This is a genomic window from bacterium (assembly GCA_035295165.1).
In the GTDB taxonomy this organism is placed as follows: Bacteria; Sysuimicrobiota; Sysuimicrobiia; order Sysuimicrobiales; family Segetimicrobiaceae; genus JAJPIA01.
The window spans coordinates 100195-122056 of the sequence record DATGJN010000091.1 but is presented as its reverse complement, the minus strand read 5'-3'; the positions used below and the strand labels follow the sequence as shown (position 1 = coordinate 122056).

Annotated in this window: 22 protein-coding genes; 10 read left to right on the top strand and 12 right to left on the bottom strand. The window is 69.1% G+C overall.

The window, feature by feature from the left end; genetic code table 11:
• Positions 1 to 109 precede the first annotated feature (109 nt).
• From VKZ50_15455 to VKZ50_15445, 3 genes are all read right to left on the bottom strand, one after another.
• Positions 110 to 1186 (bottom strand): 2-dehydropantoate 2-reductase N-terminal domain-containing protein, encoded by a 1077-nt coding sequence (locus VKZ50_15455; GenBank protein ID HLJ61122.1) that lies wholly within the window; start codon positions 1184 to 1186, stop codon positions 110 to 112.
• A 105-nt stretch (positions 1187 to 1291) separates the two neighbouring features.
• Complete coding sequence (locus VKZ50_15450; protein HLJ61121.1) at positions 1292 to 2164, bottom strand: ABC transporter permease; 873 nt, start codon at positions 2162 to 2164, stop codon at positions 1292 to 1294.
• On the bottom strand, positions 2161 to 3102 hold the full coding sequence (locus VKZ50_15445) for an ABC transporter permease (protein HLJ61120.1): 942 nt from the start codon (positions 3100 to 3102) through the stop codon (positions 2161 to 2163). Before VKZ50_15445 ends, VKZ50_15450 begins: the two co-directional genes overlap by 4 nt.
• A gap of 224 nt (positions 3103 to 3326) precedes the next feature.
• Between VKZ50_15445 and VKZ50_15440 the strand changes: the two genes are divergently transcribed.
• From VKZ50_15440 to VKZ50_15405, 8 genes are read left to right on the top strand one after another with little or no spacing between them, the layout of a single operon-like run.
• Entirely contained in the window at positions 3327 to 4202 is an 876-nt protein-coding gene (locus VKZ50_15440; protein HLJ61119.1) for a MurR/RpiR family transcriptional regulator, read from the top strand.
• A gap of 27 nt (positions 4203 to 4229) precedes the next feature.
• Positions 4230 to 5078, top strand: a complete 849-nt coding sequence (locus VKZ50_15435) for a serine hydrolase (GenBank protein HLJ61118.1) — start codon at positions 4230 to 4232, stop codon at positions 5076 to 5078.
• Between the two features lie 33 nt (positions 5079 to 5111).
• Positions 5112 to 6191 (top strand): 2-dehydropantoate 2-reductase N-terminal domain-containing protein, encoded by a 1080-nt coding sequence (locus VKZ50_15430; GenBank protein ID HLJ61117.1) that lies wholly within the window; start codon positions 5112 to 5114, stop codon positions 6189 to 6191.
• Positions 6192 to 6219: 28 nt separating this feature from the next.
• Positions 6220 to 7299 carry a 2-dehydropantoate 2-reductase gene (locus VKZ50_15425; protein ID HLJ61116.1) on the top strand — a complete coding sequence of 360 codons (1080 nt, stop codon included), beginning with the start codon at positions 6220 to 6222 and terminating at the stop codon, positions 7297 to 7299.
• Positions 7300 to 7341: 42 nt separating this feature from the next.
• Complete coding sequence (locus VKZ50_15420; GenBank protein ID HLJ61115.1) at positions 7342 to 8622, top strand: amidohydrolase family protein; 1281 nt, start codon at positions 7342 to 7344, stop codon at positions 8620 to 8622.
• 1 nt (position 8623) lies between these two features.
• Entirely contained in the window at positions 8624 to 9445 is an 822-nt protein-coding gene (locus tag VKZ50_15415) for a creatininase family protein (GenBank protein ID HLJ61114.1), read from the top strand.
• Positions 9442 to 10716 carry an amidohydrolase family protein gene (locus VKZ50_15410; protein ID HLJ61113.1) on the top strand — a complete coding sequence of 425 codons (1275 nt, stop codon included), beginning with the start codon at positions 9442 to 9444 and terminating at the stop codon, positions 10714 to 10716. The genes VKZ50_15415 and VKZ50_15410 overlap by 4 nt, the downstream gene beginning before the upstream one ends.
• 40 nt (positions 10717 to 10756) lie before the next feature.
• The gene (locus tag VKZ50_15405) at positions 10757 to 12382 is read left to right on the top strand and encodes a peptide ABC transporter substrate-binding protein (GenBank protein ID HLJ61112.1); all 1626 of its coding nucleotides are present in this window, start codon (positions 10757 to 10759) and stop codon (positions 12380 to 12382) included.
• A gap of 109 nt (positions 12383 to 12491) precedes the next feature.
• Here the strand turns inward: VKZ50_15405 and VKZ50_15400 are convergent, their stop codons facing one another.
• Complete coding sequence (locus VKZ50_15400) at positions 12492 to 13340, bottom strand: maleylpyruvate isomerase N-terminal domain-containing protein (GenBank protein HLJ61111.1); 849 nt, start codon at positions 13338 to 13340, stop codon at positions 12492 to 12494.
• On the bottom strand, positions 13337 to 14140 hold the full coding sequence (locus VKZ50_15395) for a prolyl oligopeptidase family serine peptidase (GenBank protein HLJ61110.1): 804 nt from the start codon (positions 14138 to 14140) through the stop codon (positions 13337 to 13339). The genes VKZ50_15400 and VKZ50_15395 overlap by 4 nt, the downstream gene beginning before the upstream one ends.
• Positions 14141 to 14250: 110 nt before the next feature.
• On the opposite strand from VKZ50_15395, the gene VKZ50_15390 reads away from it, so the two are divergent.
• A complete protein-coding gene (locus tag VKZ50_15390) occupies positions 14251 to 14754 on the top strand; it encodes an NUDIX hydrolase (GenBank protein HLJ61109.1) in 504 nt (167 codons plus the stop codon).
• A 21-nt stretch (positions 14755 to 14775) separates the two neighbouring features.
• Here the strand turns inward: VKZ50_15390 and VKZ50_15385 are convergent, their stop codons facing one another.
• The 7 genes from VKZ50_15385 to VKZ50_15355 all read right to left on the bottom strand — a co-directional run bounded on the left by VKZ50_15385 (position 14776) and on the right by VKZ50_15355 (position 20680).
• Positions 14776 to 15579: a family 1 encapsulin nanocompartment shell protein gene (locus VKZ50_15385; GenBank protein ID HLJ61108.1), complete on the bottom strand. Its 804-nt coding sequence runs from the start codon at positions 15577 to 15579 to the stop codon at positions 14776 to 14778.
• Positions 15572 to 16651: a Dyp-type peroxidase gene (locus VKZ50_15380; protein HLJ61107.1), complete on the bottom strand. Its 1080-nt coding sequence runs from the start codon at positions 16649 to 16651 to the stop codon at positions 15572 to 15574. The genes VKZ50_15385 and VKZ50_15380 overlap by 8 nt, the downstream gene beginning before the upstream one ends.
• A gap of 336 nt (positions 16652 to 16987) precedes the next feature.
• Complete coding sequence (locus tag VKZ50_15375) at positions 16988 to 17806, bottom strand: alpha/beta fold hydrolase (protein ID HLJ61106.1); 819 nt, start codon at positions 17804 to 17806, stop codon at positions 16988 to 16990.
• Between the two features lie 172 nt (positions 17807 to 17978).
• Positions 17979 to 18209 carry a hypothetical protein gene (locus VKZ50_15370; protein ID HLJ61105.1) on the bottom strand — a complete coding sequence of 77 codons (231 nt, stop codon included), beginning with the start codon at positions 18207 to 18209 and terminating at the stop codon, positions 17979 to 17981.
• 11 nt (positions 18210 to 18220) lie between these two features.
• Positions 18221 to 18577, bottom strand: coding sequence for a Rieske 2Fe-2S domain-containing protein (locus tag VKZ50_15365; protein ID HLJ61104.1), 357 nt, complete (start codon positions 18575 to 18577; stop codon positions 18221 to 18223).
• A complete protein-coding gene (locus VKZ50_15360) occupies positions 18577 to 19707 on the bottom strand; it encodes an amidohydrolase family protein (protein HLJ61103.1) in 1131 nt (376 codons plus the stop codon). The genes VKZ50_15365 and VKZ50_15360 overlap by 1 nt, the downstream gene beginning before the upstream one ends.
• Before the next feature lie 157 nt (positions 19708 to 19864).
• On the bottom strand, positions 19865 to 20680 hold the full coding sequence (locus tag VKZ50_15355; GenBank protein ID HLJ61102.1) for an SDR family oxidoreductase: 816 nt from the start codon (positions 20678 to 20680) through the stop codon (positions 19865 to 19867).
• A 365-nt stretch (positions 20681 to 21045) separates the two neighbouring features.
• On the opposite strand from VKZ50_15355, the gene VKZ50_15350 reads away from it, so the two are divergent.
• Positions 21046 to 21858 carry a creatininase family protein gene (locus VKZ50_15350; GenBank protein HLJ61101.1) on the top strand — a complete coding sequence of 271 codons (813 nt, stop codon included), beginning with the start codon at positions 21046 to 21048 and terminating at the stop codon, positions 21856 to 21858.
• Positions 21859 to 21862: the final 4 nt, after the last annotated feature.

Here is a 21862-nt window from a genome sequence, read left to right as displayed (position 1 = left end):
ACGGAATGTTTCCGGCCGACGAACACGGCCCGGGGGCCCTGGAATGGGATCGCGGTATCGCGACGCCGGCTAGACCGCGCCGCGGGGCCGCCAGCGCATTCGTGGTCGGTCAGGGGAGCGTCGCGCCGATCTGCTTCGCGTACGCGGTGCCCTCCGCGATGTTGTGCCAGCCGAGCTCGCGTTTCCCGGCCTCGACTTCCTCGATCATCGAGACGATCTTGGCATTGAGCGGCACGGCCACCCCGTAGCGGGCCGCGTGGGTGCAGACCGTGAGGTGCGACGCCTCGCTCTTCCGCTTGCGGTACACGAGGTCCCAGTGGATGCCGCTCGCCTTCTTGACGTACTTGTAGCCGCCCGGTCCGTCGCCGACCTGATGGCCGCCCAGGTGTTCCACGAGCCGGTCGTACGAGGCGAGCAGCCGGGCGGTGTCCGCGGGCGTCTCGGGGTGGTAGAGCCCAGGATCGAACCACCGGTCGCCGTGCACTCGGACGCCGGCGGCGTCCGAGACCTGCATCGCCTCGCGCACGGCGGCGGCGGCCAGACGCTGGACGTCTCGGTTGCCGAGTACCTCCACGACCGTTCCGTTCACGAGCGCGGTCACGACGATCTGCGAATTGTACACGTGCTTCGTCCACAGCCGCCCGACGATGTCGGTCAGCAGCTCGCACGCGTTCGGGCCGATCCCGAGCAGCCGGGCCGCTTCGCGGACGCGCGGGGTCAGGCTGCCGTCGAGCTCGCCGACGTACACCGTCCCCTCGTGGACGGCCTCAAGCACGCCGGGATCGAGATATGCCCCGCCGTAGTCGGGCAGCGCGCCCATCGTGCGCGCGCGGCCCACGACGTCGGCGATCGTGTCCTCGTTCATGCCGTTCTGCAGCGAGACCACACACGCCGAGGGCGCCAGGCGCGGCGCGATGGCCCGAATCGCCGCGTCGGTCGCCTGCGACTTGCACGCCAGGAACACCAGGCCGTCGAGCGGTTCGGCGATCTCGGCCGGCGTACAGGCGCGCTGCGGCGGGATCGACATCGAGCCGTACACCCCGTTGACCGCGATCCCGCGCTCGCGGATCGCCCGGACGTGATCCGCGTTCTGGTCGATGAACAGCACGTCCTCGCCCGCCCGCGCCATGTAGAATCCTGCCAATCCGCCGATCGCCCCGCACCCCACGATTGCGATCTTCGCCATCCCCGCCTCCCCGATGCTCTTCTCGAATGCCGTGCACGCCGGCGGGCGCGCCGCTCGCGCCGCCGTCCCATGACTTCGCCGCCGGTTCCTCGTCTGCCCGCGGGGTCACTCCTTCATGCGGACGTCGAGCGCGTCGCGCAGACCGTCCCCGAGCGCGTTGACCCCGAGCACGCTCACCAGGATGAACACGCCCGGGAACACCGAGAGCCACGGCTTCGTCGTCATCGTCGACTCGGCGTTCTGCAGCATGTTGCCCCACGACGCCGTCGGGGGCTGGATCCCCACCCCGAGAAACGACAGCACCGACTCCGTGATGATCGCGTTGCCGACCGCCAGCGTCGCCGCGACGATGATCGGCGCCAGGCTGTTCGGCAGGGCGTGCCTGAGGATGATGCGCGCGCTGCCGCACCCCGCGGCGCGGGCCGCCTCGATGTACTCCGTCTCCCGGATCGAGAGAAACGCGCCGCGCACGAGCCTCGCGGTGCCCATCCACCCGATCCCGGCGATGATCAGGATGAGGATCTGCGGCGACGGCTTCACGATCGCCGAGAGCACGATGACGAGCGGCAGCGGCGGGATCGACAGGACCACGTCCGTCGCCCGCATCAGCACGCTGTCCACGACGCCGCCGAAGTACCCAGCGCACGCGCCGACGGCGGTCCCCACGAGCGCCGACACCACCGCGGCCCCGACGCCGATCGACAGCGACACCCGCCCCGCGTACAACGCGCGGCTGAACGCGTCCCGGCCCAGATCGTCCGTGCCGAACCAGTGCACAGCGGACGGCGCCGCGTCGAGCCGCGCGAGGTCTACCTGATTTGGGGCGTACCACGTGAACAGCGGGGCGGCGGCCGCGCCGGTCGCGAGGACGAGGAGCGCGACCGCGCCCGCGGCCGCAAGCCGGTCCCGCTCGAAGCGGCGCCACGCGTCACGCAGCAGGCTCGATCGCCGCGGCAACGCGACCGCCCGCGCGCTCATCGGTACACGATCCGCGGATCGAGCAGGCTGTACAGCACGTCGGCCAGCAGGTTCGACAGGATGATCGCAAACGAGCTGAGCATCAGAATCGCGAGCAGCGTGGGGTAGTCCACGTTGGAGATCGACTGGATCAAGAGGCTGCCCATGCCCGGCCACGCGAACACCGTCTCGGTCACCACGGCGCCCGATAGCAGGCCGGCGAGGTCGAGCGCGACGACCGTAACGACCGGGATCAGGCTGTTGCGGAGCGCGTGGCGGAATACGACGCGCCGTTCCGCCAGCCCCTTGGCCCGCGCCGTGCGAATGTAGTCCTGGCGCAGCACCTCGAGCACGCCGGCGCGGGTGAATCGGCTCCACCGGCCGGCGGTGAACATCGCCAGCACGATGCTCGGGAGCACGAGATGTTGGGCGACCGGGAGCCACCCGCCGGCGCCGTAGCCGGCGACCGGGAGCCAGCCGAGGCGCACCGCGACCAGGAGCTGCAGCATCAACCCGAACCAGAACACCGGCATCGAGATCCCGAGGAACGAGAAGACCGTCGCGGCGTAGTCGAACGCCGAGTGCTGGTGCACCGCGCTGTAGACTCCCGTCGTGAGCGCGAAGAGCATCGCGAGCAGGAACGACGTCCCCATGAGCAAGAGCGTTGCGGGGAGCCGGGCGAAGATCAGCCACGCCACCGGCTCCCCGGAAGAGTAACTGATCCCCCAGTGCCCGAGCGCGTACGCCCCAAACCATCGCGCGTACTGGACGTACAGCGGCTGGTCGAGGCCGAGCTGGTGCTTGATCAGCGCGATGTCCCTGGCCGTGATGTAGGGATTGTCGAGGTAGACCGCGAGCGGGCCGCCCGGCATCGCCTGCAAGATCCCGAACACGATCATCGAGACGCCGATCACGAGCGGCACGGCCCCGAGCAGGCGCCGCAGCACGAACCTGGTCATCGCGGGCCCTCCCCCAGGCCCCGCCGCTCGGCTGCGGCCGCGCCGCCCGGCGCGGGAGGTCCCGCGTCCGCCCGTCCGCTCACTCCCGCCCCCGCCTTCCCGTGCGGCTTCCGCCGCGGGATTGGCTGCCGTGCTTCTGGCCGCTGCGCGCGATCTCCTGCCCGTGGCTGCAACGGAAACCTGCCAAAAGGAGTTTCTGCACCATTTGTTGTAATACGCCGCCCATGACCCCGCACACGGAGTCGCCCGCGGTCAAGCGCGTCGTGCTCGCCGACCTGCTGGCGGAGTCCCTGCCGCGGCTCAGCCCCACCCACCAGCGCGTCGCCCACTTCGTCGCCAACAACCCCCAGTTCGCGTCGCTGGCCAGCACGCGGCAGCTCGCCGAGAAGGCCGGCGTGGACGCCGCGACGATCTCCCGATTCGCGAAGGCGGTCGGGTTTACGGGGTTCCACCAGCTCCGTCAGGAGTTGCGCCACACCTACCTCGGCCGCCTCGAACCGCTCGAGTTGATCGAGCGGCAGCGGACGCCGTCCCGAAACGTGTACCGCGCGGCGATCCTGCGCGACGTCCAGAACCTGCAGGGCCTCCTCGAGACGATCGACACCCGCGTGCTCGATCGGCTCGCCTCGCAGATGCTGTCGGCGAACCAGGTGCTGATCGTCGCGTTCGGCAGCTACGCTGCGCCCGCGGTGGCGCTCGCGCATCTGTGCGCCGCGCTCGACATCAACGTCCGTGCGGAGGCGCGCAGCCGCGTGCACTGGGCCACGCAGCTCACCGGCCTCACGTCGCGCGACCTCGTCATCGGCATCGGCTTCTGGCAGTGCGACCGCGACGTGGTCGCCGCCGTGCAGTGGGCGAGCGAGCACGGCATTCCCACCGCGGTGATCGCCGACAGCTCGGTGTCGCCGCTCGCCCGGCACGCGAAGCTCAAGGTCATCGTGCCGACCGAGGGGATGCTGTTCTTCCAGTCCGTGACCGCCAGCCTGTCGATCGTGTACGGCCTGGTCGCGGCGATCTGGACCCGCCTGACGACCGCGCGGCGGGCCCGGTACTGGCGGATCCGGCGCGCGTTCCGGGACCTCGACGTGTTTGTGAAGTGACGGCGACGCAAAGGGGGCGCGTGGCGTATGTCTGAGCAGCTGGTGTGGCAGCGGTTGTCCGCGGACCTGGAGGGGCTCGTCGCCGCGTTCCCCGGCGCCGCGGGCCTGTGTGTCCGCGATCTTGCGACCGGCCGGCAGGTCGCGGTGCACGAGCAGGAGGTGTTCCCGACCGCATCCACCATCAAGATCCACATCCTGGCCCGGCTGATGCAGCGCGCCGAGGGCGGGGAGATCGACCTGGCCCGCAAGGTGGTGATCGACGACGCCGTGCGCGTCCCGGGGAGCGGCGTGCTCACGTACCTGGACGACGCCGAGGAGCTGACCGTGCGCGACGTCGCGGTGCTGATGATCATCGTCTCCGACAACACGGCGACCAATCTGTGCATCGACTGGGCGACGATCGACGGCACGAACGCGATGCTGCGCGGGCTCGGCCTGTCGCAGACGACGCTGCGCCGGAAGATGCAGGACCAGGCGTCGGTGATCCGCGGCGACGAGAACGTCGCGAGCCCGCTGGAGGTCGTGCAGTTCCTCGAGATCCTGCACCGCGGCGAGCGGCTCAGCCGCTTCGTGTGCACCGAGACGCTCGCCATCTTGAAAAAGCCCAAGCGCGGCTACCTCGCTCCGGGCCTGCCGCAGGACATCGTGATCGCCAACAAGCCGGGCGGGATGGAGCGGGTCCGGTGCGACGGCGCGATCATCTACCAGAAGCGCCGGCCGTACGCGATCTGCGTCATGACCAAGTACGGCCCGCCGGATCGGAACGTCTCCGAGCAGTTCATCGCCGAGGTGGCGCGGACGGTGCACGGGTACCTCGAGACGCTGGACGTCACGAGCCCCTACGGACAGGGCGTGCCCGCCAACCTGCTCGGCTGAGTGACGATCGACGGAGATCGAGGAGGACGAGCGATGCGGGTCACGATCGTCGGATCGGGCGCGATCGGCGGGATCGCGGGCGCGTGGATGTCGATGGCCGGCGAAGACGTCACGTTCGTGGACGCGAATCGGGAGCACGTCGAACACCTGCGCACCCGGGGGCTCGTCATCGACGGCGGCCGCGGGGACCACCGGCTGCCGCCGCAGCGGGCGCTCACGCCGGACGAGCTCCGGGACCCCCTCGAGTGCGTCTTCCTTTCCGTGAAGTCCCAGCACACTCGAGCCGCCGTCGAGACGATCAAGCCGCTGCTCCGTCCGGACGGGTTCGTCGTCTCGCTGCAGAACGGCCTCGCCAACGAGGACGAGATCGCCTCGATCGTGGGCGCCGCGCGCACGATCGGCGCGCTGCCGGATTACGGCGGCGCGTACGTCGACCCCGGCCACCTCGAGTTCGTGATCGAGGGCCCGGTCTACGTCGGCGAGCTCGACGGTCGGATCACCCCGCGCGTCAGGGAGGTGCACCGCCTCCTCTCGCACGTGGCGGAGGCGGAGCTCCTCACCGACATCAAGGCGCGGATCTGGGCGAAGACGTGCTTCGGCGCGCAGATCGTCGCGAGCGCGCTGGTCGACGCCCCCTCGTACCTAGTGGTGGGCGAGGAGCGCGCCCGGCGCGTCGTCGGTCCGCTCGTCCGCGAAGCGCTCGAGGTGGCGTACGCGCACGGCGTCGACGTCCCCGGCGGGCCGTTCTTCGAGCCCGCGCTGTACTTCCCCAAGACGGCCGAGGATACGCGGCGGTTGTTCGCGTTCATGGACGAGGCCCAGGCCAAGCAGAGCGCGTACCGGCGGCAAGAGCAGCGGCCCGGCGGCCACACGTACATCAAGAAGGGGTCGGGCATCCACTGGGACATCGTCTACCGCAAGCGTAAGTCCGAGGTTCGCTGGAGCCACGCGCCGCTCGAGGACAAGGCCAGGGACGCCGGCGTCCCGGTGCCGCTCAACGGCCGGCTCCACCAGATGATCTACGAGATCGAGGATCACCAACGCGAGCTCGGCTGGCACAACTTCGATGAGCTGCGCGCGCTGATTCAGTCGCTCGGCAAAGACTACCCGTAGCGGTCATTCGGATCACATGGGGCGGCCGATGCAGATCACGATCGTGGGCGCGGGAGCCATTGGAGGGCTGACCGGGGCGTGGCTCGCGCTCGCGGGCGAGGACGTCACGTTCGTGGACACGAACCGCGAGCACGTCGAGCACCTGCGCACGAAGGGGCTCTTCGTCGACGGCGGCCGCGGCGACCACCGGCTGCCGCCGCAGCGGGCGTTCACCCCGGACGAGCTCCGGGACCCGCTCGAATGCGTCCTCCTGTCGGTGAAGTCCCAGCACACGCAGGACGCCGTCGCGGCCATCAAGCCCCTGCTGCGTTCGGACGGGTTCGTCGTCTCCCTCCAAAACGGCCTCGTGAACGAAGACCAGATCGCGTCGATCGTGGGCGCGGAGCGCACGATCGGCGCCCTCCCCGACTACGGCGGCGCCTACGTCGAGCCCGGTCACCTCGAGTTCGTCATCGAGGGCCCGGTCTACGTCGGCGAGCTCGACGGCCGCCTCACCCCTCGCGTGCGCGAGGTCCACCGCCTCCTCTCCGAGGTCGCGGAGTGTCACCTGTTGACCGACATCCGGGCCCGCATCTGGGCGAAGAAGTGCTTCGGGTCGCAGACCGTGGCGAGCGCCCTGATCGATCTCCCGTACCACGTCGTGCTCTCGGACGTCCGCGCCCAGCGCGTCACGGGCCCCCTGGTCCGCGAGGCGCTCGAGGTCGCCCGCGCCCACGGGATCGACGTCCCGAGCGGACCGTTCTTCGAGCCGCCGCTCTACTTTCCGACGACCCACGAGGACACCGCGCGGCTGTTTGCGTGGATCCGCGCCACCGTGGAGACGCAGGCCCGGTTCGCGATCGAACACCAGCGGCAGGGCACCCACACCTATGTGAAGCAGGGCTCGGGCATCCACTGGGACATCGTCTACCGCAAGCGCAAGTCCGAGGTCCGCTGGGGACACGGCCCGCTCGAGGAGAAGGCCGCGCAGATCGGCGTCCCGGTCCCTCTCAACACGAAGCTGCACCGGATGATCTACGAGATCGAGGACCACGAGCGGGAGCTCGGCTGGCACAACTTCGACGAGCTGTACGAGCTGATCCGCCGGCTCGGCAAGGCGCTGCCGTAGGGACGCGGGGCGCGCCGGCCGGGAGCCGAGGAGGAGCACACGGTGGCAGGATCCACGAGCATCATCAAAGCCGGACGCCTGATCGACGGGACGGGCGGTCTCCCGCAACGCGACATCGCGGTTGTCGTCGAGGGTAACCGCATCACGGACGTGCGCCCCGCGGCCACGCTCGGACCGGTGGGCGACCGCGTCGCGGTGTACGATCATCCGTCGCTCACCCTGCTGCCCGGGCTGATCGACGCGCACGACCACATCGCCCACCTCGGCATGGACCTCCGGCGGCGCATGAACACCGCGCCCAGCCTCGCGGTGCTGCAGACGGGGCGGTGGGCCACGGAGACGCTGATGGCGGGCATCACGTCGTTCCGCGACGCGGCGGGCGCGGACCTCGGCGTGAAGCTGGCGATCGAGCAGGGCGTCATCGCCGGGCCGCGGCTGTTCATCAGCCTCGTCATCATCACGCAGACGGGCGGGCACGGCGACCTGACCCAGCCGTGCGGCCTCGCCTCGGACTTTCCCCGGCTGCCCGGCGTCCCCGACGGGATCGCCGACGGGCCCGACGAGTGCCGCAAGAAGGTGCGCGAGGTCATCCGGCTCGGCGCCGACTGGATCAAGATCGCGACCACCGGCGGGGTCGGCTCGCCGCGCGGCGGACCGGCCACGCGCCAGTTCACGCTCGAGGAGCTCCGCGCCATGGTGGACGAGGCCCACGCCGCGGGCAAGGGTGTCATGGTGCACGCCCACGGTGGCGACGGGATCAAGCTCTGCCTCGAGGCCGGCGTGGACTCGATCGAACACGCCGCGGTCGCCGAGGAGGCCGACATCGAGCGGATGGCCCGCCTCGGCATCTGGCTCGTCCCGACGCTGAGCGTGACGGCGAGGATGAAAGAGCGGCTCGACGCCGACCCGCAGTCCCTGCCGTGGTATACGGCGGCGAAGCTGCCGCTGGTGTTCGACACGCAGCGACGCAACTTCAAGCGGGCGCTGGACTGCGGCGTCAAGATCGCGATGGGCACCGACGCGGGCGCGCTCGGCCACGCCCAGAACGCGAAGGAGCTCGTCTACATGACGGAGAGCGGCATGACGCCGATGCAGTCGATCGTGGCGTCGACGAGCATGGCCGCGGCACTGCTCGGCATGGCCGACTCGCTCGGTGCGGTGGCGCCCGGGATGCTCGCCGACCTCATCCTGGTGGATGGCGACCCGCTCGCGAACATCGCCGTCGTCGCGGATCCGCACCGCATCGCGCTCGTGATGAAGGACGGGATCGTCTACAAATCCCCGGCGCCCGCGTGGGCCGGGACGCGGACCGGGAGGATGTAGAATGCGGAAGTGGAGCCTCGCGCTGATGAGCTACAAGGAGATCGGCGCAATCCCGAAGGACGGGTCGGTGCTGCTCGTGCCGATCGGGTGCGTGGAGCAGCACGGCCCCGCCGGCTTCACCGGCGCGGACACGATCCTCGCCGAGTACGTCTGCCGGCGGACCGCGGAGGGTCTCGACGATGTCTACGTCGCGCCGCCGCTGTGGTTTGGGTACACGCCGTACACGGCGTTTCCCGGAACGGTGAGCCTGCGGCTCGATACGCTGCGCGCGGTCGTCCAGGACGTCGTCGGGGGATACATCGCGCACGGGTTCCGCCACGTCGTCATCGTGAACAACCACGGCCCGAACGAAGCCGCGATCGAGCCGGTCGCCGCGAAGATGCGGCAGCGGCACGGCGTGCTCCTGGCCATCCTGTACCCGTGGCGCCTCGCGAACCACGTCGCCCGCGACATCACCCCGAACGCCGACCAGGTCTTCGGGCACGGGGGCGAGCCCACGATCTCCGTCATGATGGCGCTCGCGCCGGACGCCGTGGCGCTCGAGGGGCACGCCGAGACTCGCGGGTACGTAGCGAGCGACGGGCCGATCTCGGTCGCGTCGTACCGGACCGGGAAGTTCCAGGGGTTCGAGATCGGCCTCTTCAACGAGGCGTCGGACGTGCTGCCGAGCGGCGCAAGCGGCGACTGGAGCGTCGCCTCGGAAGCGCGTGGCCGGCAGATCCTGGACCGCATGGTCGCGTACGCGCGCGAGTTCGTGCCGGCCTTCCTGCGCCTCAGCCAGGAGGCCCAGCGCCGCCGGGCCGCGGGGTCGGCGCGGGCGTGACCGCAGCCGTGACCCACGTCGTCAAAGCCGGCCGGCTGATCGAAGGCACCGGGGCCGCGGCGACGGGGGCGACCGCCGTGATCATCGAGGACGGGCTGATCGCCGACGTGCGCCCGCTCGACCGGCTGGGCGCGCTTCCGGCGGGCGCCCACGTGTATGACGGGTCGCGGTGCACGGCGATGCCGGGGATCATCGACTGCCACGACCACGTCGCGCACTTCGGGCTCGACCTGACGCGCCGCTTCCAACTGGCGCCGAGCCTGGCGGTGCTGCAGGTGGGCCGGTGGCTGGACGACACGCTGCGGGCCGGGGTCACGACCCTGCGCGACGCCGCCGGGGTCGACCTCGGCGTCAAGATGGCGGTCGACCAGGGCGTGATCGACGGGCCCCGGCTCCTCATCAGCCTGGTGATCATTTCCCAGACCGGCGGCCACGGCGATCTCACGCAGCCGTCCGGGCTCTCCTCGGATCTGCCGAGGCTTCCTGGGATTCCGGACGGCATCGCCGACGGCACGGATGGCGTGCGCCGCAAGGTCCGGGAGGTGCTGAAGCTCGGTGCGGACTGGATCAAGATCGCGACGAACGGCGGCGGCGGGTCGCCGCGCGGAGGGTACACGACCCGCCAGTTCTGTCTCGACGAGGTGCGGGTCATCGTCGACGAAGCGCACAGCAAGGACGTCCGCGTCATGGCGCACGCGCACGGCGGCGAGAGCCTCGACATGTGCCTCGCCGCGGGCGTGGACACGGTCGAGCACGGGGGGCTCGCCAGCGACCGCCAGCTTGAGGAGATGGCCCGCCGCCGGATCTGGCTGGTCCCCACCCTCAGCGTCACGCAGCGGATGGTGGAACGGATCCGGCGCGACCCGACGTCCGTTCCGGCCTACACCGCCGCGCGGGTGCCGGCGATGCTCGAGGAAAAGCGCAAGGTGTTCCGCCGGGCGCTCGCGCTCGGCGTGCCGATGGCGATGGGCACCGACGCAGGCGCGCTCGGACACGCCGAGAACGCGCGGGAGCTCGTCTACATGGTCGAGGCGGGGATGACCCCGATGCAGTCGATCGTGGCGTCCACCGGGGACGCCGCCCGGCTGCTCTCGATGGACGACCGCGTCGGCACGCTCAGGCCCGGGCGCCGGGCCGACCTGCTGCTCGTCGCCGGCGATCCACTCGACGACATCGCCGCCGTTGCGGACCCCGGCCGCCTCGCGCTGGTCATGAAGGACGGTCGCGTCTACAAGACGTTGCTCGACGGCCCCGCATCGGGAGCCGTGTAGCACGGGAATCACGGTACGAGACCCCAGGGGAGGGACAACGATGAGGACACGCGCGCGCACGATGACGGGGACGATCTGTACGATCGCATGGCTGGTTCTGGTCGCGGGCCTGATCGCGATCCCTGGGCCGCCGGCGGGCGCTGCGGCGACACCGGACACGCTCACGGTCGCGTATCCCCTGGAACCCGACACGCTGAACCCCTACGCCACGCACATTCCTGCGGTCGGAGACATGGGCTTGGCGGAGGGGTTCGTCACGAACGATGACAAGATGCGGTACATCCCGCTGCTGGCCCGACAGGTCCCGCTCCTGTCCAACGGCGGCGTGAAGCTGGTCGGCCAGAAGATGATCGTGACGTGGAAGCTCAAGCCGGGGCTCAAGTGGAGCGACGGCCAGCCGGTGACATCGGCGGACGCCCTGTTCACGTACAAGGCGATGATCGACACGACGTTCCGCGTTGACACGCGCCCGGGCTGGAACCTGATCGAGTCGGTGGACACGCCGGACGACCTGACCGTCGTCGCGACGTTCAAGACCCCGTACTCGGGCTACATCGTGAACACGTTCCGGTACCTGATGCCGAAGCACATCCTCGAGGGCCACGACCTGAACACCTACACCGCCTACAACCGGAGCCCCGTGCTCACCGGTCCCTACAAGGTCGAGTCGTGGCAGCCCGGGCAGTCGCTCGTCGAGGTCGCGAACCCGTACTACCGCGGCGCCGCGCAGGGGCTCCCGCACATCAAGCGGATCGTGTGGCGGTTTGTCCAGGACCCGAACACGCGGATCAACATGGTGAAGACGGGTGAGGCGCAGGTCGCGTGGCTCGTGCCGTTCGACCAGATCAAAGCGCTGCAGGCCACGCCGAACGTGAAGGTCGTCGTCTACCCGCTCAACGCGTGGATGCACTTCGACTTCAACCTCAAGCGGCCGATGTGGCAGGACGTCCGCGTGCGGCAGGCCGTCGCGTATGCGATCGACAAGCGCGGGATCGTGTCGAGCGTCCTCGGCGGCCTCGGCACGGCCGCGGGGCCGCCGATGACCCCGCTGACGTGGGCGTACGACGCGAAGGCGTACAGTCAGTACACGTACAATCCGGCCAAGGCGAAGCAGCTCCTCGCCGCGGCGGGCTGGACGCCGGGCGCGAACGGCGTGCTCCAGAAGGGCGGTCACGCGCTGACGTTCGAGAACTGCAATGCGACCGGGGACGCGACCCAGGACCGGGTCCAACAGGTCATCCAGGCCGAACTGCGCGCGGTCGGCATGGATATGCAGATCCACAACTACTCCTCGACCGTGTACGGGGAGATCCGGGTCACCGGCAAGTGCGACACCCTGTTCCACCGCTGGAAGATCGGCGCGCCGCCGGCGCTGTCGATCTTCTACTCGGCCGACGCGCTGCCGCCGAACGGCCTGAACGAAGACTTCTACGTGAACAAGGACGTGACGGACGTCATCAACCAGGCCGAACAGGAAATCGATCCCGCAAAAGCCAAGCCGCTGTTCTGGAAGGCGCAGGAGATGCTCGGGCGGGACGTGCCGACGATCCCCGTGTACTACATGGTCTCCGCCACCGCGACGAGCAGCAAGCTCGCCGGCCTCACCGGCAACCCCAGCAACGCCGGGGACGGGTGGAACATCGAGCAGTGGCGATACACGCAGTGACGGCCTGAGCCGCACCCCATCGACCCCAACGCGCCGCGAGGGAGCCGGTCTTCGGGCCGGCTCCCTCGCGCGTGGCGACCGCGCCGGGTCGCAGGCCGCACACCTGCCGCTACGCGATGACGGCGACCGTATCAAACACCACAGATGCCAGCGACGGATCTCCGCGCACCCGAGACTCGCGCAGCGCGTCCTGCCTGGCGATCCACCTCGTGAAGAGCCGCCACGCGATCTCCTGCGGAAGAACGACGAGCGCGTCCGGAGCGGGCGTATGTCCCAGATAGAGTCTCCAGGCTTCTGACTCCCGCACGAGCAGCCACTTGTCTCCCGCCGCTCCTGAAATCGCCATCTCGATCACCGTGTGCTCCGGAGCCTCCACCTTGCGATAGGCGCGGGGGAGCGCCCGCACAAACGTCTCCAGCGCGGGCCTGAGATAGCGGACGCTGCCGTAGCCCGGCTTCGCCACCGCATCGCGGATGTGCTGCTGATGATGCCACCGTTCGGTGTACTCACGAGCCACGTGCAGCCACGTGGGGGCCGGGTCCGGCCCCGCCCAGCTGACCGGCTCCGTCGGCGCGTCGGGGTCCAACGATTGGACGTAGTCGCTGACTTGGTCCCCGGTGAAGCGGAGGAGATCGCAGAGCAGGCGCGGACTGATCCGTCGCGCGGCGTCAACCCACGTGTCGTTGTGCGTCTTGAGAAACCGCACGAGTCCCTCGTAGTCGTCGATGCGAGCCCCGGCCGCCGCGTGACCGTCCCGCTGGCGCGAGAGGAGCCCCACGTCCACTCCGAGCAGGTGCAACGCCACCTCTCTCACCGACCAGGATTTCCGCGGGACGGGCGCGGCCCACTCCCCGGTGTCCAGCCCGGTCAAGAGCTCCAGGAGCCCAGTCAGGAGTTCAGGGAAGAGATGAGCGGTGACGACAGGCCGTAGCGCCCGCCTCGACGTCTCGTCGCTCACGGGACCACCGGTCGCGCGCTGCCGGTCTCGCCGCGCAGGTGTTCCTCGAAGAACGCGAGCGCCCGCCGCCACACGCCGGGGTGCTCGCGCCGGGCAAACCCGTGGTCCGCTTCCGGCACGAGCACGAGTTCCACACGACGGCGGGCGGCGGCGAGCGCATCGGCCATCGCCACGCTCTGCGCCGTCGGCACGCGGGTATCTCGATCGCCGTGGATCAGCATCACCGCGGCGGTGATGGAAGCGGCGCGGTCGACGGGCGATCGCACCCGCGTCCCGCCGGGGGTGCAGACACGCGGCACGTAGACGTCCCGGATCGCCGGAAAGGACGTCGTCTCGCGCCACGCATCGATGTCGGTCACCGGATAGTACGCGACCACCGCCTTCACCGACGCCGACCGCGCCGCAGTCAACAGCGCCACCTGCCCCCCCTGGGAGAACCCCAGGAGCCCAAGACGGGCAGGATCCACACCGGGTCGCGACGCGAGCCAGTCGAGGGCCGCGGCGATGTCGTCGGGCTGGCGCAACCCGCCGTCGTCCTCGCCGCCGGACCCCGGCCATCCGCGCAGGGACAGCGCGAGCGCGGCGTATCCCTCCGTCGCAAGTTCGCGAGCGACGCCCGCCACGTCCAGGGCAGCCCAGACGCCAGGCGGCCTCCACCCGTGCAGCACGATCACCGCGGCCGACGCGGCTCGACCCGGCGCCGCGGGAGGAAACAGCCATCCACTCAGCACCACCCCGGCGCCCGGCACGGTCACCAGGGCGCCGGCCAAGCGTGGGACACGGGGGGCGGTGCTGTCCATGGAGTCACTCCGGCGCATGCTCGACCGACGCTGCGCTGTGGTACGGTTCTTCCTGCAGGACGAACCTGCCTCTTTGGGGGCCGGACGGCGCTTTCTCCTGGAGGATCGCCATGCGAGCGCGCTTCTGCATGCAGTGCGCCGCGCCGCTGACGCCGGTCGGCGGCCGCGGCGTAAAGACCTGCCGCCGGTGCGGATGGACATACTGGAACAATCCCAAACCTACGGCCTCGCTCGTGATTGTGGACGGGGCGCGCGTTCTGCTCGCGAAACGAGCGATCCCTCCGTTGCAGGGGCACTGGGACCTCGTCGGCGGGTTCGTGGAGCCGGGAGAAACGGCGGAAGACGCGGCACGGCGTGAGGCACGGGAAGAACTGGGCGTCGAGGTGGAACTGCAGGGGACGCTTGGCACCTTTGCCGGAACGTACGGGTCCGGAGGAATCGCCACGCTGGACGTGTGCTACATTGCCCGGATCGCCGACGGGACTGCCGATCTCACCGCGGGCGATGACGTCGCCGATGTCGCATGGATGCCAATGCGCAGGTTGCCGAGACGCACCGTCCGAACGGCGCGCGCCGCCGTGAGCCGGCTGCGGGGGCTCCGCTGGGCGAGGTGATCAGTCCCTCGGCGCCGGCTCCTACCCGGGGGGCGTCAGCGCCACAGCGGCTTCTGCGGTCAATAGTAGGAAGGTGAAGGTCTCCTGCAGGTACAGGCGCACGACGGCGTCCGCATGGCTGGCGTAGCCGATCGACATATCCTGGCCGATGTGCAGATCGAAGTCGCCGCCGCGGGTGGTCAAGACAAACGCTCCGGCAATCGCCGGGGCCCAGATGATCTCGCCGTCTAGGAGACGTTTGACGTGCTGCAGCACGGGGTAGCCGTGGTCACTGGCCTGGCTGACGCCGGTGTAGGCGTCGGCGCTCAGCAGCACAGAGTACGGGCCGTTGACGCCGGCGAGACGCAGCTGGGTTACCGCCCGAGCGATCGCGCTCGGATATTCGCGCGCATCAGCGGGGAGGGGCATCACCGGGTGGCTGGTGCCCCGTCGGATGCCTCCGATGCCGACGGGAGCGTAGCCTTCGAAGACGGCCCGGTCCTCCGCAAAGGCCATCGTGCGCGCAGCATCCTTGAGCGGCTGCCAATCCGAGTCGTTGGCGCCGCGTTCCACGTCATCGATCGCCCGGCGATCCAGTTCGAACGGGACACGCAGCTCCACGAGCGCCGTCGCGTCGCGCTGCCAGGCGTGGATACCCTCCCCCGGAGCTTCGACAGGCCGAAGATGGCCGGTGCCGACGGCGGAAAAGGCGACGCCGTTAGGCCCGTGCACGTCGACCACCCGTCGTGCCGCAAGGTGGCGCTTGAGCGTGCGCGACGCTTCCTGCTCGATCTGAGCCCACGCGGCGTCGGAGATCGGGGCAAGTTCGCGGTGCAGGTTATTCATCTCGGGAGTCTCCTTTGAGGGAACCGATGCCGAGCGATCCGTCGCGCGATGGCGGTGCCGACTCGGGCGCAGACGGCGAGGACGGACCTGGTGGCGGCGCCGCGACGGCAGGCTCGCCGCCGGACACGTTCTCCAGGAACGTCACGGACGGGACGAAGAACAGCGTCCCGGTGACGGCGCGACTGAAGTCCAACAGCCGGTCGTAGTTGCCCGGTGGACGGCCGACGAACATGTTCACCAGCATCTGCTCGATCCGGTGAGGCGAGCGCGCGTACCCGATGAAATACGTACCGAATTCGCCCTTCGCCGCCTCGCCGAATGGCATGTTGTCGCGGAGGATCTCGAGCTGGACCCCGTCTTCCACGATCGTCGTGAGCGCGTTGTGCGCCGCGGTGGGCTTGACGGCGTCGTCGAGCTCGATGTCGGAGAGCTTCGTCCGGCCGATGATGCGCTCCTGCGCCTCGGTCGACAGCGCGTTCCACCCGCGGAGGTCGTGGAGATACTTCTGCACGATCACGTAGCTGCCGCCGGCGAACGCCGCGTCCTCGTCGCCGATGATGGTGGCGTCGATCGCCGCCTGATCCCTGGGGTTCTCCGTCCCATCGACGAACCCGATCAGATCGCGGTCGTCGAAATAACGGAAGCCGTGCGTCTCGTCCACAGGGGCCACCGCATCGCCGAGGCGCGCCGTGATCTGCGTCGCCAACTCGAAGCAGAGGTCCATGCGCTTCGCGCGGATATGAAAGAGGATATCGCCGGGCGTGGAGACCGCGCGGTGCGGCCGGCCGGTGACTTCCCGGAACGGATGGAGCTCCGCCGGCCGCGGTTGCCCGAAGAGCCGGTCCCACGCGTCGGAGCTAAACCCCACCACGCAGGACAGGTCGCCTTCGATGTCACGGAATCCGACCGCGCGCAGGAGCGCGCCGAGATCTCCGCAGAGCGCCCGCACCGCCGCGCAGCTCTCGACCCCCGGGTTCACGGTCACCACCAGAAAGATCGCGTCGCGCGTGAGCGGCGCCACCACCGGTTGCGGGGTGGCGTGTCCCGCCCGTTCCGCGCCGCCGGCGCTCACGCGAGGAGCCTCCATCTCGCGGCGCCCAAGCGATGCGCGCGAACGGCAATCTCGCAGGGGGTGCGTCTCTCCATCTGTCAGTCCCTTCCGTCGCGCCGGCGAGTTCCCAAGGGCGAGAGTGCCGCTTCGAGATCAAGCCGAAGCGAGTGTTCGCCGTCGATTCATCGCACCCTTGGCGCGTTCTCGACCGTCGGGGCCCCCCGCGGAGCGCGCCACCCGGTATGCTCATTGCGCGGTGGTGTGAGTAGTCGACTCTCCTCGAACCAGACGACCTTGACGTCTGAACTGTCTAGAGCACTGCTCGACCGGGCGGTGGCACTCCTCGTTCGACACGATTCACTGTCGCAGGAATGCAGTGACGGCTCGTGCGACGAGCTCGGGCGCGAGCCGACCCGCCATATGCCCTTGCCCGACGAGCGTCGTCACATGGCCATGCTGAAGTACTTGACTGAGCGCCGCTGTGGCATCCCTGAGGTGCTTCGCACTTTCACTCCCGACCAGCAGGAGGGTGGAGGACGTCAGCGCACTGTAACGGTCGACGCTCGAGCTGAGGCCGTCGATGGCTTCCACTTCACGAGTCCATGTGGGAGTACGCGACCGCAACTGCGGCCAAATTGGCGCCGTGCGCATTCCCGCGATTTGCCCGGCCGACAATCCGACGAAGCGCGTCAGGCCGATTTCAAGAGCCTCATCCAAGCGGCCCGTGGCGACGGCGGCCCGATATTCGCCAAGATGTTCACCCGCGACCCGCCCACCGACGGGAAGCGGAGGTTCGTACAAGATAAGGTGCGGCACCACGACGCGCATCGCCGTTTCGAGGGCACAGATCGCACCGAACGAGTGTGCGAGGAGATTTGCTGCGCGCCCCGCGGCCACGAGCACCGCGGTGATGTCGTCACACTCTCGCTCGATCGCGTAATCCGGCGCGTCACCGCTCAACCCTCGCCCGCGCCGATCCATCACATAGCAGGTGAAGTGATCGGCCAGCAGACTCGCCACGGTGAGCCAATCTTCACGCGTCGACAGGCTGCCATGAACCACTACCAATGCCGGTCCCGATCCGAGCCGGGTGAAGCCAACCCGCGTTCCATCGGATGAGCGCACGAATTCGTCGACTCGGGGCGCGTGTCCTGATCGGAGGTCGTTGCCCGCCATTCTACCCGAGATTCCCATCGATGATTGAAGTCGAGTCGATTCGAGCGTTCGCCGCCGGCCCGCAGTCCCCCTTCGCACGTTCCCGACCGTCGGGTGACACGCGCGGAATCCAGGACTCGCCACAGCCGACGGCCTCTGAATCTGGATGTTGGTCTCCAGTTCGCGGTGTGTTTCAGAAACCGTCCGACCGCCGAGTCCAGGGTTGGTCGGGACGGGTGATCGCCGGCAGCGGCCGGAGACTCTCCATGACCCAGTGCCCGGTGCGTCCGCTGCCGTCGCCCCGTTCGGCGGCAGGAAGCGCGGACGCGCGTCGGTCCCACCGGTTGTGCGCCGGCGTCCGCGCGTCTCGGACGTCCAACCAGAACGCCTGATCGCACTCGGCGCAGCGCACGAGATAGATCACGTCACGCTCCTCTACACCGAGACGACGACGTACTCTCCTTCGACGCGCACCGGATACTGTCGCAGCTTGATACCGGGGTAGGCCAGGCAGCGGCCAGTCGTGATGTCGTATTCGAGCGAATGCCAGGGGCACGTCAGGATCGCGCCCTCGCGCACCCACGCCCGCCTCCACTCCGTCTCGGCGTTCGCGATCAGGGTCCCGGTTACGCGCCCCTCGCACAGGGGTCCGAACTGGTGGGCGCACACGTTCGGCAGCGCGTAGTACCGGCCGTCCACGTTGAAGACACCGATCTCGATGCGCCCGCTGCGGACGACGCGGCGCGCACCGGAAGGGAACTCGCTGACCCGGGCGACCGTCACGTCGGCCATCACGCGCCCGTCTTCGGGGACTTGGCGGGGGCCGGGATCCCGAACAGCCGGAGGGCGTTCTCGCCCATGATCCGGCGTTTCGTCTCGGGCGCGAGCGGCAGGTCGAACACGTGACGCGGGTGGTCGAAGTCGTGGTGCGGCCAATCGGAGGCGAACAGGATGTGATCGTCCCCGATGACCTCAATCGTCGCCGCGAGGTGGCGCGGGTTCTCCGGCTCCTCGACAGGCTGCGTGGCGAAGTACATCTGTTTGACGTACGCGCTCGGCCGGTCCTCGAGGAACGGCACCTCGCGGCGGCTCTCGTTGTATTCCTTGTCCAGCCGCCACATGATGAACGGCACCCACGAGATCCCGGCCTCGGTGAAGCACACCTTGAGCTTCGGGAATCGCACCGGCACCCCGGTCGTCACCATGCTGATCAGGTTCGCCATCATCGCGAACGTATGCCCGACGGTGTGCCGGGCGAGCGCCGTGTCGAACTGCTCCACGTTGAACGGGAACACCGGGAACACGGCAGACACGCTGTGCAGCATCACGGGCAGGCCCGCGGCCTCGGCCGCGGCGTAGATCGGGTCGTACTTCCGGTGGCCCCACAGCGGGTACACCGCGGACGTCGGCAGATAGACCGCCACGACCTTGGGATCCGCACCGTACTTGTCGATCTCCCGCGCCGCGTCGACGGGATCCTGGGGAGCCGCGACGAGCGCGCCGTAGAGCGAGGGCTCCACCGCAAGCCACTTCTCGAGGAGCCAGCGGTTGTACGCACGGCCGAGGGCGGCCGCGTAGTCGGCGTTCGGCAACTGCGCCATGAGCAGCAGATGGTCGGGGAACAAGATCCCGATGTCCACCGAGATCGCGTCGAGCTCCTCGCGCATCTTCGCCGCGGTCGGGGTGGTCCGTCCGTGCAGGCCGCCCGGAAACGGCGGGTCGAGGCCCAGGCTCGGCGAGTACCCGCCGTAACTCAGGTAGCGCGACGGAAGGGTCGCCTGCAGTTCCAGAGACCGCCGCCACGGCATGTCACAGTACGGAGCGAGCGCTCCGGGTGGGTCGTCCGCGTGGATGTCGACGTCGACAACGACGACATCGCTCAGCTTCGTTCGTGTGTTCGACGGCGATGGGCTATCGGCCACGGAACGCACCTCCGAATCGCCACCCTGCATCCATCCCGACGAGGCCCACGCCCGGCACCCTCGTCGATCGGTGGCCCAGATATCAGTCTAGCAAAGCCTGCCGGGAGTCGAACGTGGCGTCAGGTCTCGCGGACACCGAGGCCCCGCGGCACGTCCACTAGGCACGCGGCGGGGGCGTGGCGCCCGGCGGCGTCAACCTCGGCGTGTACGGGGCGTTCGTGCGGCCGCAGTGCGAGCCGCCGCTGACCTCGAGATTGGCACCGGTCACCCATCCGAGGCGGTCGGACGCGAGCGCAAGCACCGCCTCCGCGACGTCGGTCGGCACGCCGGTCCGGCCGAGCGGGGTCATGTCGATCATCAGGTTCAGATATGGGTGCCCTGCCTCGCCGTGCCGCAGCGCCGTTGGGGTAACCAGCCCGGGCGAGATGGCGTTGACGCGGATACCGTGGGGGCCCAGTTCCGTCGCGAGCACGTGGTTCAGCATGTTGATCGCCGCCTTCGAGCCGCAATAGGCGGACGAGCCCGGCCGGCCGGACGTCGCGGCCCCCGAGGACAAGTTGATGATGACACCCCGTGCCCGACGCGCGACCATCTGACGCGCCGCGGCCCGGCACGCCAGGAAACACCCCTGGGTGTTGACGGTGAACGCCGACTGCCATGTGGCCAGGTCCATCTCCAGCACCGGCATGTTCGGGGAGTTCCCGTGACTCGTCACCAAGATGTCCACTGGCCCAAGCGACGTTGTGATCTCCGCGAGCATGCGGTCCACGTCCGCCTCGACGCTCACATCCCCGCGGAGCGCGACACCGCGACCTCCCCCAGCCCGCATGGCCTCGAGCGACTGCGTCGCGGCGTCCCCGTTCAGATCGCAGATCCCGACGGAGGCTCCCTCTCGAGCGAACGCCGCGGCGATCGCCCGCCCGATACGTCCGCCCCCGCCCGTCAGCCACACAACCTTGCCGGCGAATTCCATCTTCTCCCTCCGATGTACGACCGGTCCCTTCGAGAACCGCGCGCAACGGTTCGGGGATCTCGTCGCACTACGTTATCAATTCATCTGCGCTCTCCACAAAGACTTCAATATTGGCCTTCGCGCGCTTTGGACCCTCGTGCCACCGACTTGCCCGAGGCGCCGTCGCCTCTTTTCGGCAGGACGCGACTCCAAAGGAAGGCGGACTGCGAGGTCGACTCCTTGCCGCGGCGCCCCACGGCGGACGGCCAGGGAAGATCGACATCCCTGATCGAAGGATCTATCTGGGGAACGCTTCGGATGACGCCGCGGCCGGCGGGGACGTGCGGCACGGCCGGGTCACTCCGGGCGAGTCAAGGAGGTGGACAGTGGCCAAGCACCGGCTGGATGAGATGTCCTGGAAAGAAGCCGAAGAGGCGTTCAAGAGGTCCGACACCGCGATCATGGCCGTGGGCACTCTGCATTCGCACGGCCCGACGCCGATCGGCATCGACACGAGCTCGGTGGCGTGGATCGCCGACGAGGTCGGTAAGCGGACCGGGCTGGTAACGCTGCCGGCGGTCCCGTACGGCGAGAACGACAAGATGGCACACTACCCCGGTTCGATCACCATCAGCCAGGACGTAATCGAGGCGGTCTACACCGACATTTGCGAGAGCCTCTACGACAACGGCGTCCGCAAGGTGATCTTCCTCAACGGCCACGGCGGCAACCGGGAGCCGCTCATCCGGACGGGCCGCAACGTGCGGGAACTCGGCATGCTGATCGCGGTCTTGGAATGGTGGAACATCGGCAAGAAGATCGCGCCGAACGCGTTCCCCGAAGGCACCCACATCTGGGAGCTCGCCGTGGCGCTGGCGGTCAGCGGCGCGCACATCGCGGATGTGAGGCCCGGCGGGTACAAGGGCGAGTGGGGCGTGAACCCGCCGATGCGCCAGCTGTTTGGAGACAAGATCAAGCCGCTCGGCTTCAGCAACTTCGAGTATCAGAGCGCCCCGGTGATCATTCCGGTGGATTCCTGGGACGTAGACGTGGAGAGCGCGCCGGAGGTCGACAAGGCGGCGCTCGAGGCGCTGAAGCGGAGGGGCGAGGAGTCGCTCGCGCGCATCGTCGACCACATCGTGGCCTTCGCGAAGGACTTTCAGAAGCTCGACCCGGCCAAGGCGCTCCAAACGGCGTAGCGAG

Excerpts from the sequence above, each read along its gene's own strand:
- VKZ50_15440 (HLJ61119.1), top strand. The coding sequence starts at position 3,327 with ATGACCCCGCACACGGAGTCGCCCGCGGTCAAGCGCGTCGTGCTCGCC.
- VKZ50_15415 (HLJ61114.1), top strand. The coding sequence starts at position 8,624 with ATGCGGAAGTGGAGCCTCGCGCTGATGAGCTACAAGGAGATCGGCGCA.
- VKZ50_15385 (HLJ61108.1), bottom strand. The coding sequence starts at position 15,579 with ATGAATAACCTGCACCGCGAACTTGCCCCGATCTCCGACGCCGCGTGG.
- VKZ50_15450 (HLJ61121.1), bottom strand. The coding sequence starts at position 2,164 with ATGAGCGCGCGGGCGGTCGCGTTGCCGCGGCGATCGAGCCTGCTGCGT.
- VKZ50_15425 (HLJ61116.1), top strand. The coding sequence starts at position 6,220 with ATGCAGATCACGATCGTGGGCGCGGGAGCCATTGGAGGGCTGACCGGG.
- VKZ50_15435 (HLJ61118.1), top strand. The coding sequence starts at position 4,230 with ATGTCTGAGCAGCTGGTGTGGCAGCGGTTGTCCGCGGACCTGGAGGGG.
- VKZ50_15430 (HLJ61117.1), top strand. The coding sequence starts at position 5,112 with ATGCGGGTCACGATCGTCGGATCGGGCGCGATCGGCGGGATCGCGGGC.
- VKZ50_15355 (HLJ61102.1), bottom strand. The coding sequence starts at position 20,680 with ATGGAATTCGCCGGCAAGGTTGTGTGGCTGACGGGCGGGGGCGGACGT.
- VKZ50_15455 (HLJ61122.1), bottom strand. The coding sequence starts at position 1,186 with ATGGCGAAGATCGCAATCGTGGGGTGCGGGGCGATCGGCGGATTGGCA.
- VKZ50_15365 (HLJ61104.1), bottom strand. The coding sequence starts at position 18,577 with ATGGCCGACGTGACGGTCGCCCGGGTCAGCGAGTTCCCTTCCGGTGCG.
- VKZ50_15395 (HLJ61110.1), bottom strand. The coding sequence starts at position 14,140 with ATGGACAGCACCGCCCCCCGTGTCCCACGCTTGGCCGGCGCCCTGGTG.
- VKZ50_15375 (HLJ61106.1), bottom strand. The coding sequence starts at position 17,806 with ATGGCGGGCAACGACCTCCGATCAGGACACGCGCCCCGAGTCGACGAA.
- VKZ50_15445 (HLJ61120.1), bottom strand. The coding sequence starts at position 3,102 with ATGACCAGGTTCGTGCTGCGGCGCCTGCTCGGGGCCGTGCCGCTCGTG.
- VKZ50_15405 (HLJ61112.1), top strand. The coding sequence starts at position 10,757 with ATGAGGACACGCGCGCGCACGATGACGGGGACGATCTGTACGATCGCA.
- VKZ50_15390 (HLJ61109.1), top strand. The coding sequence starts at position 14,251 with ATGCGAGCGCGCTTCTGCATGCAGTGCGCCGCGCCGCTGACGCCGGTC.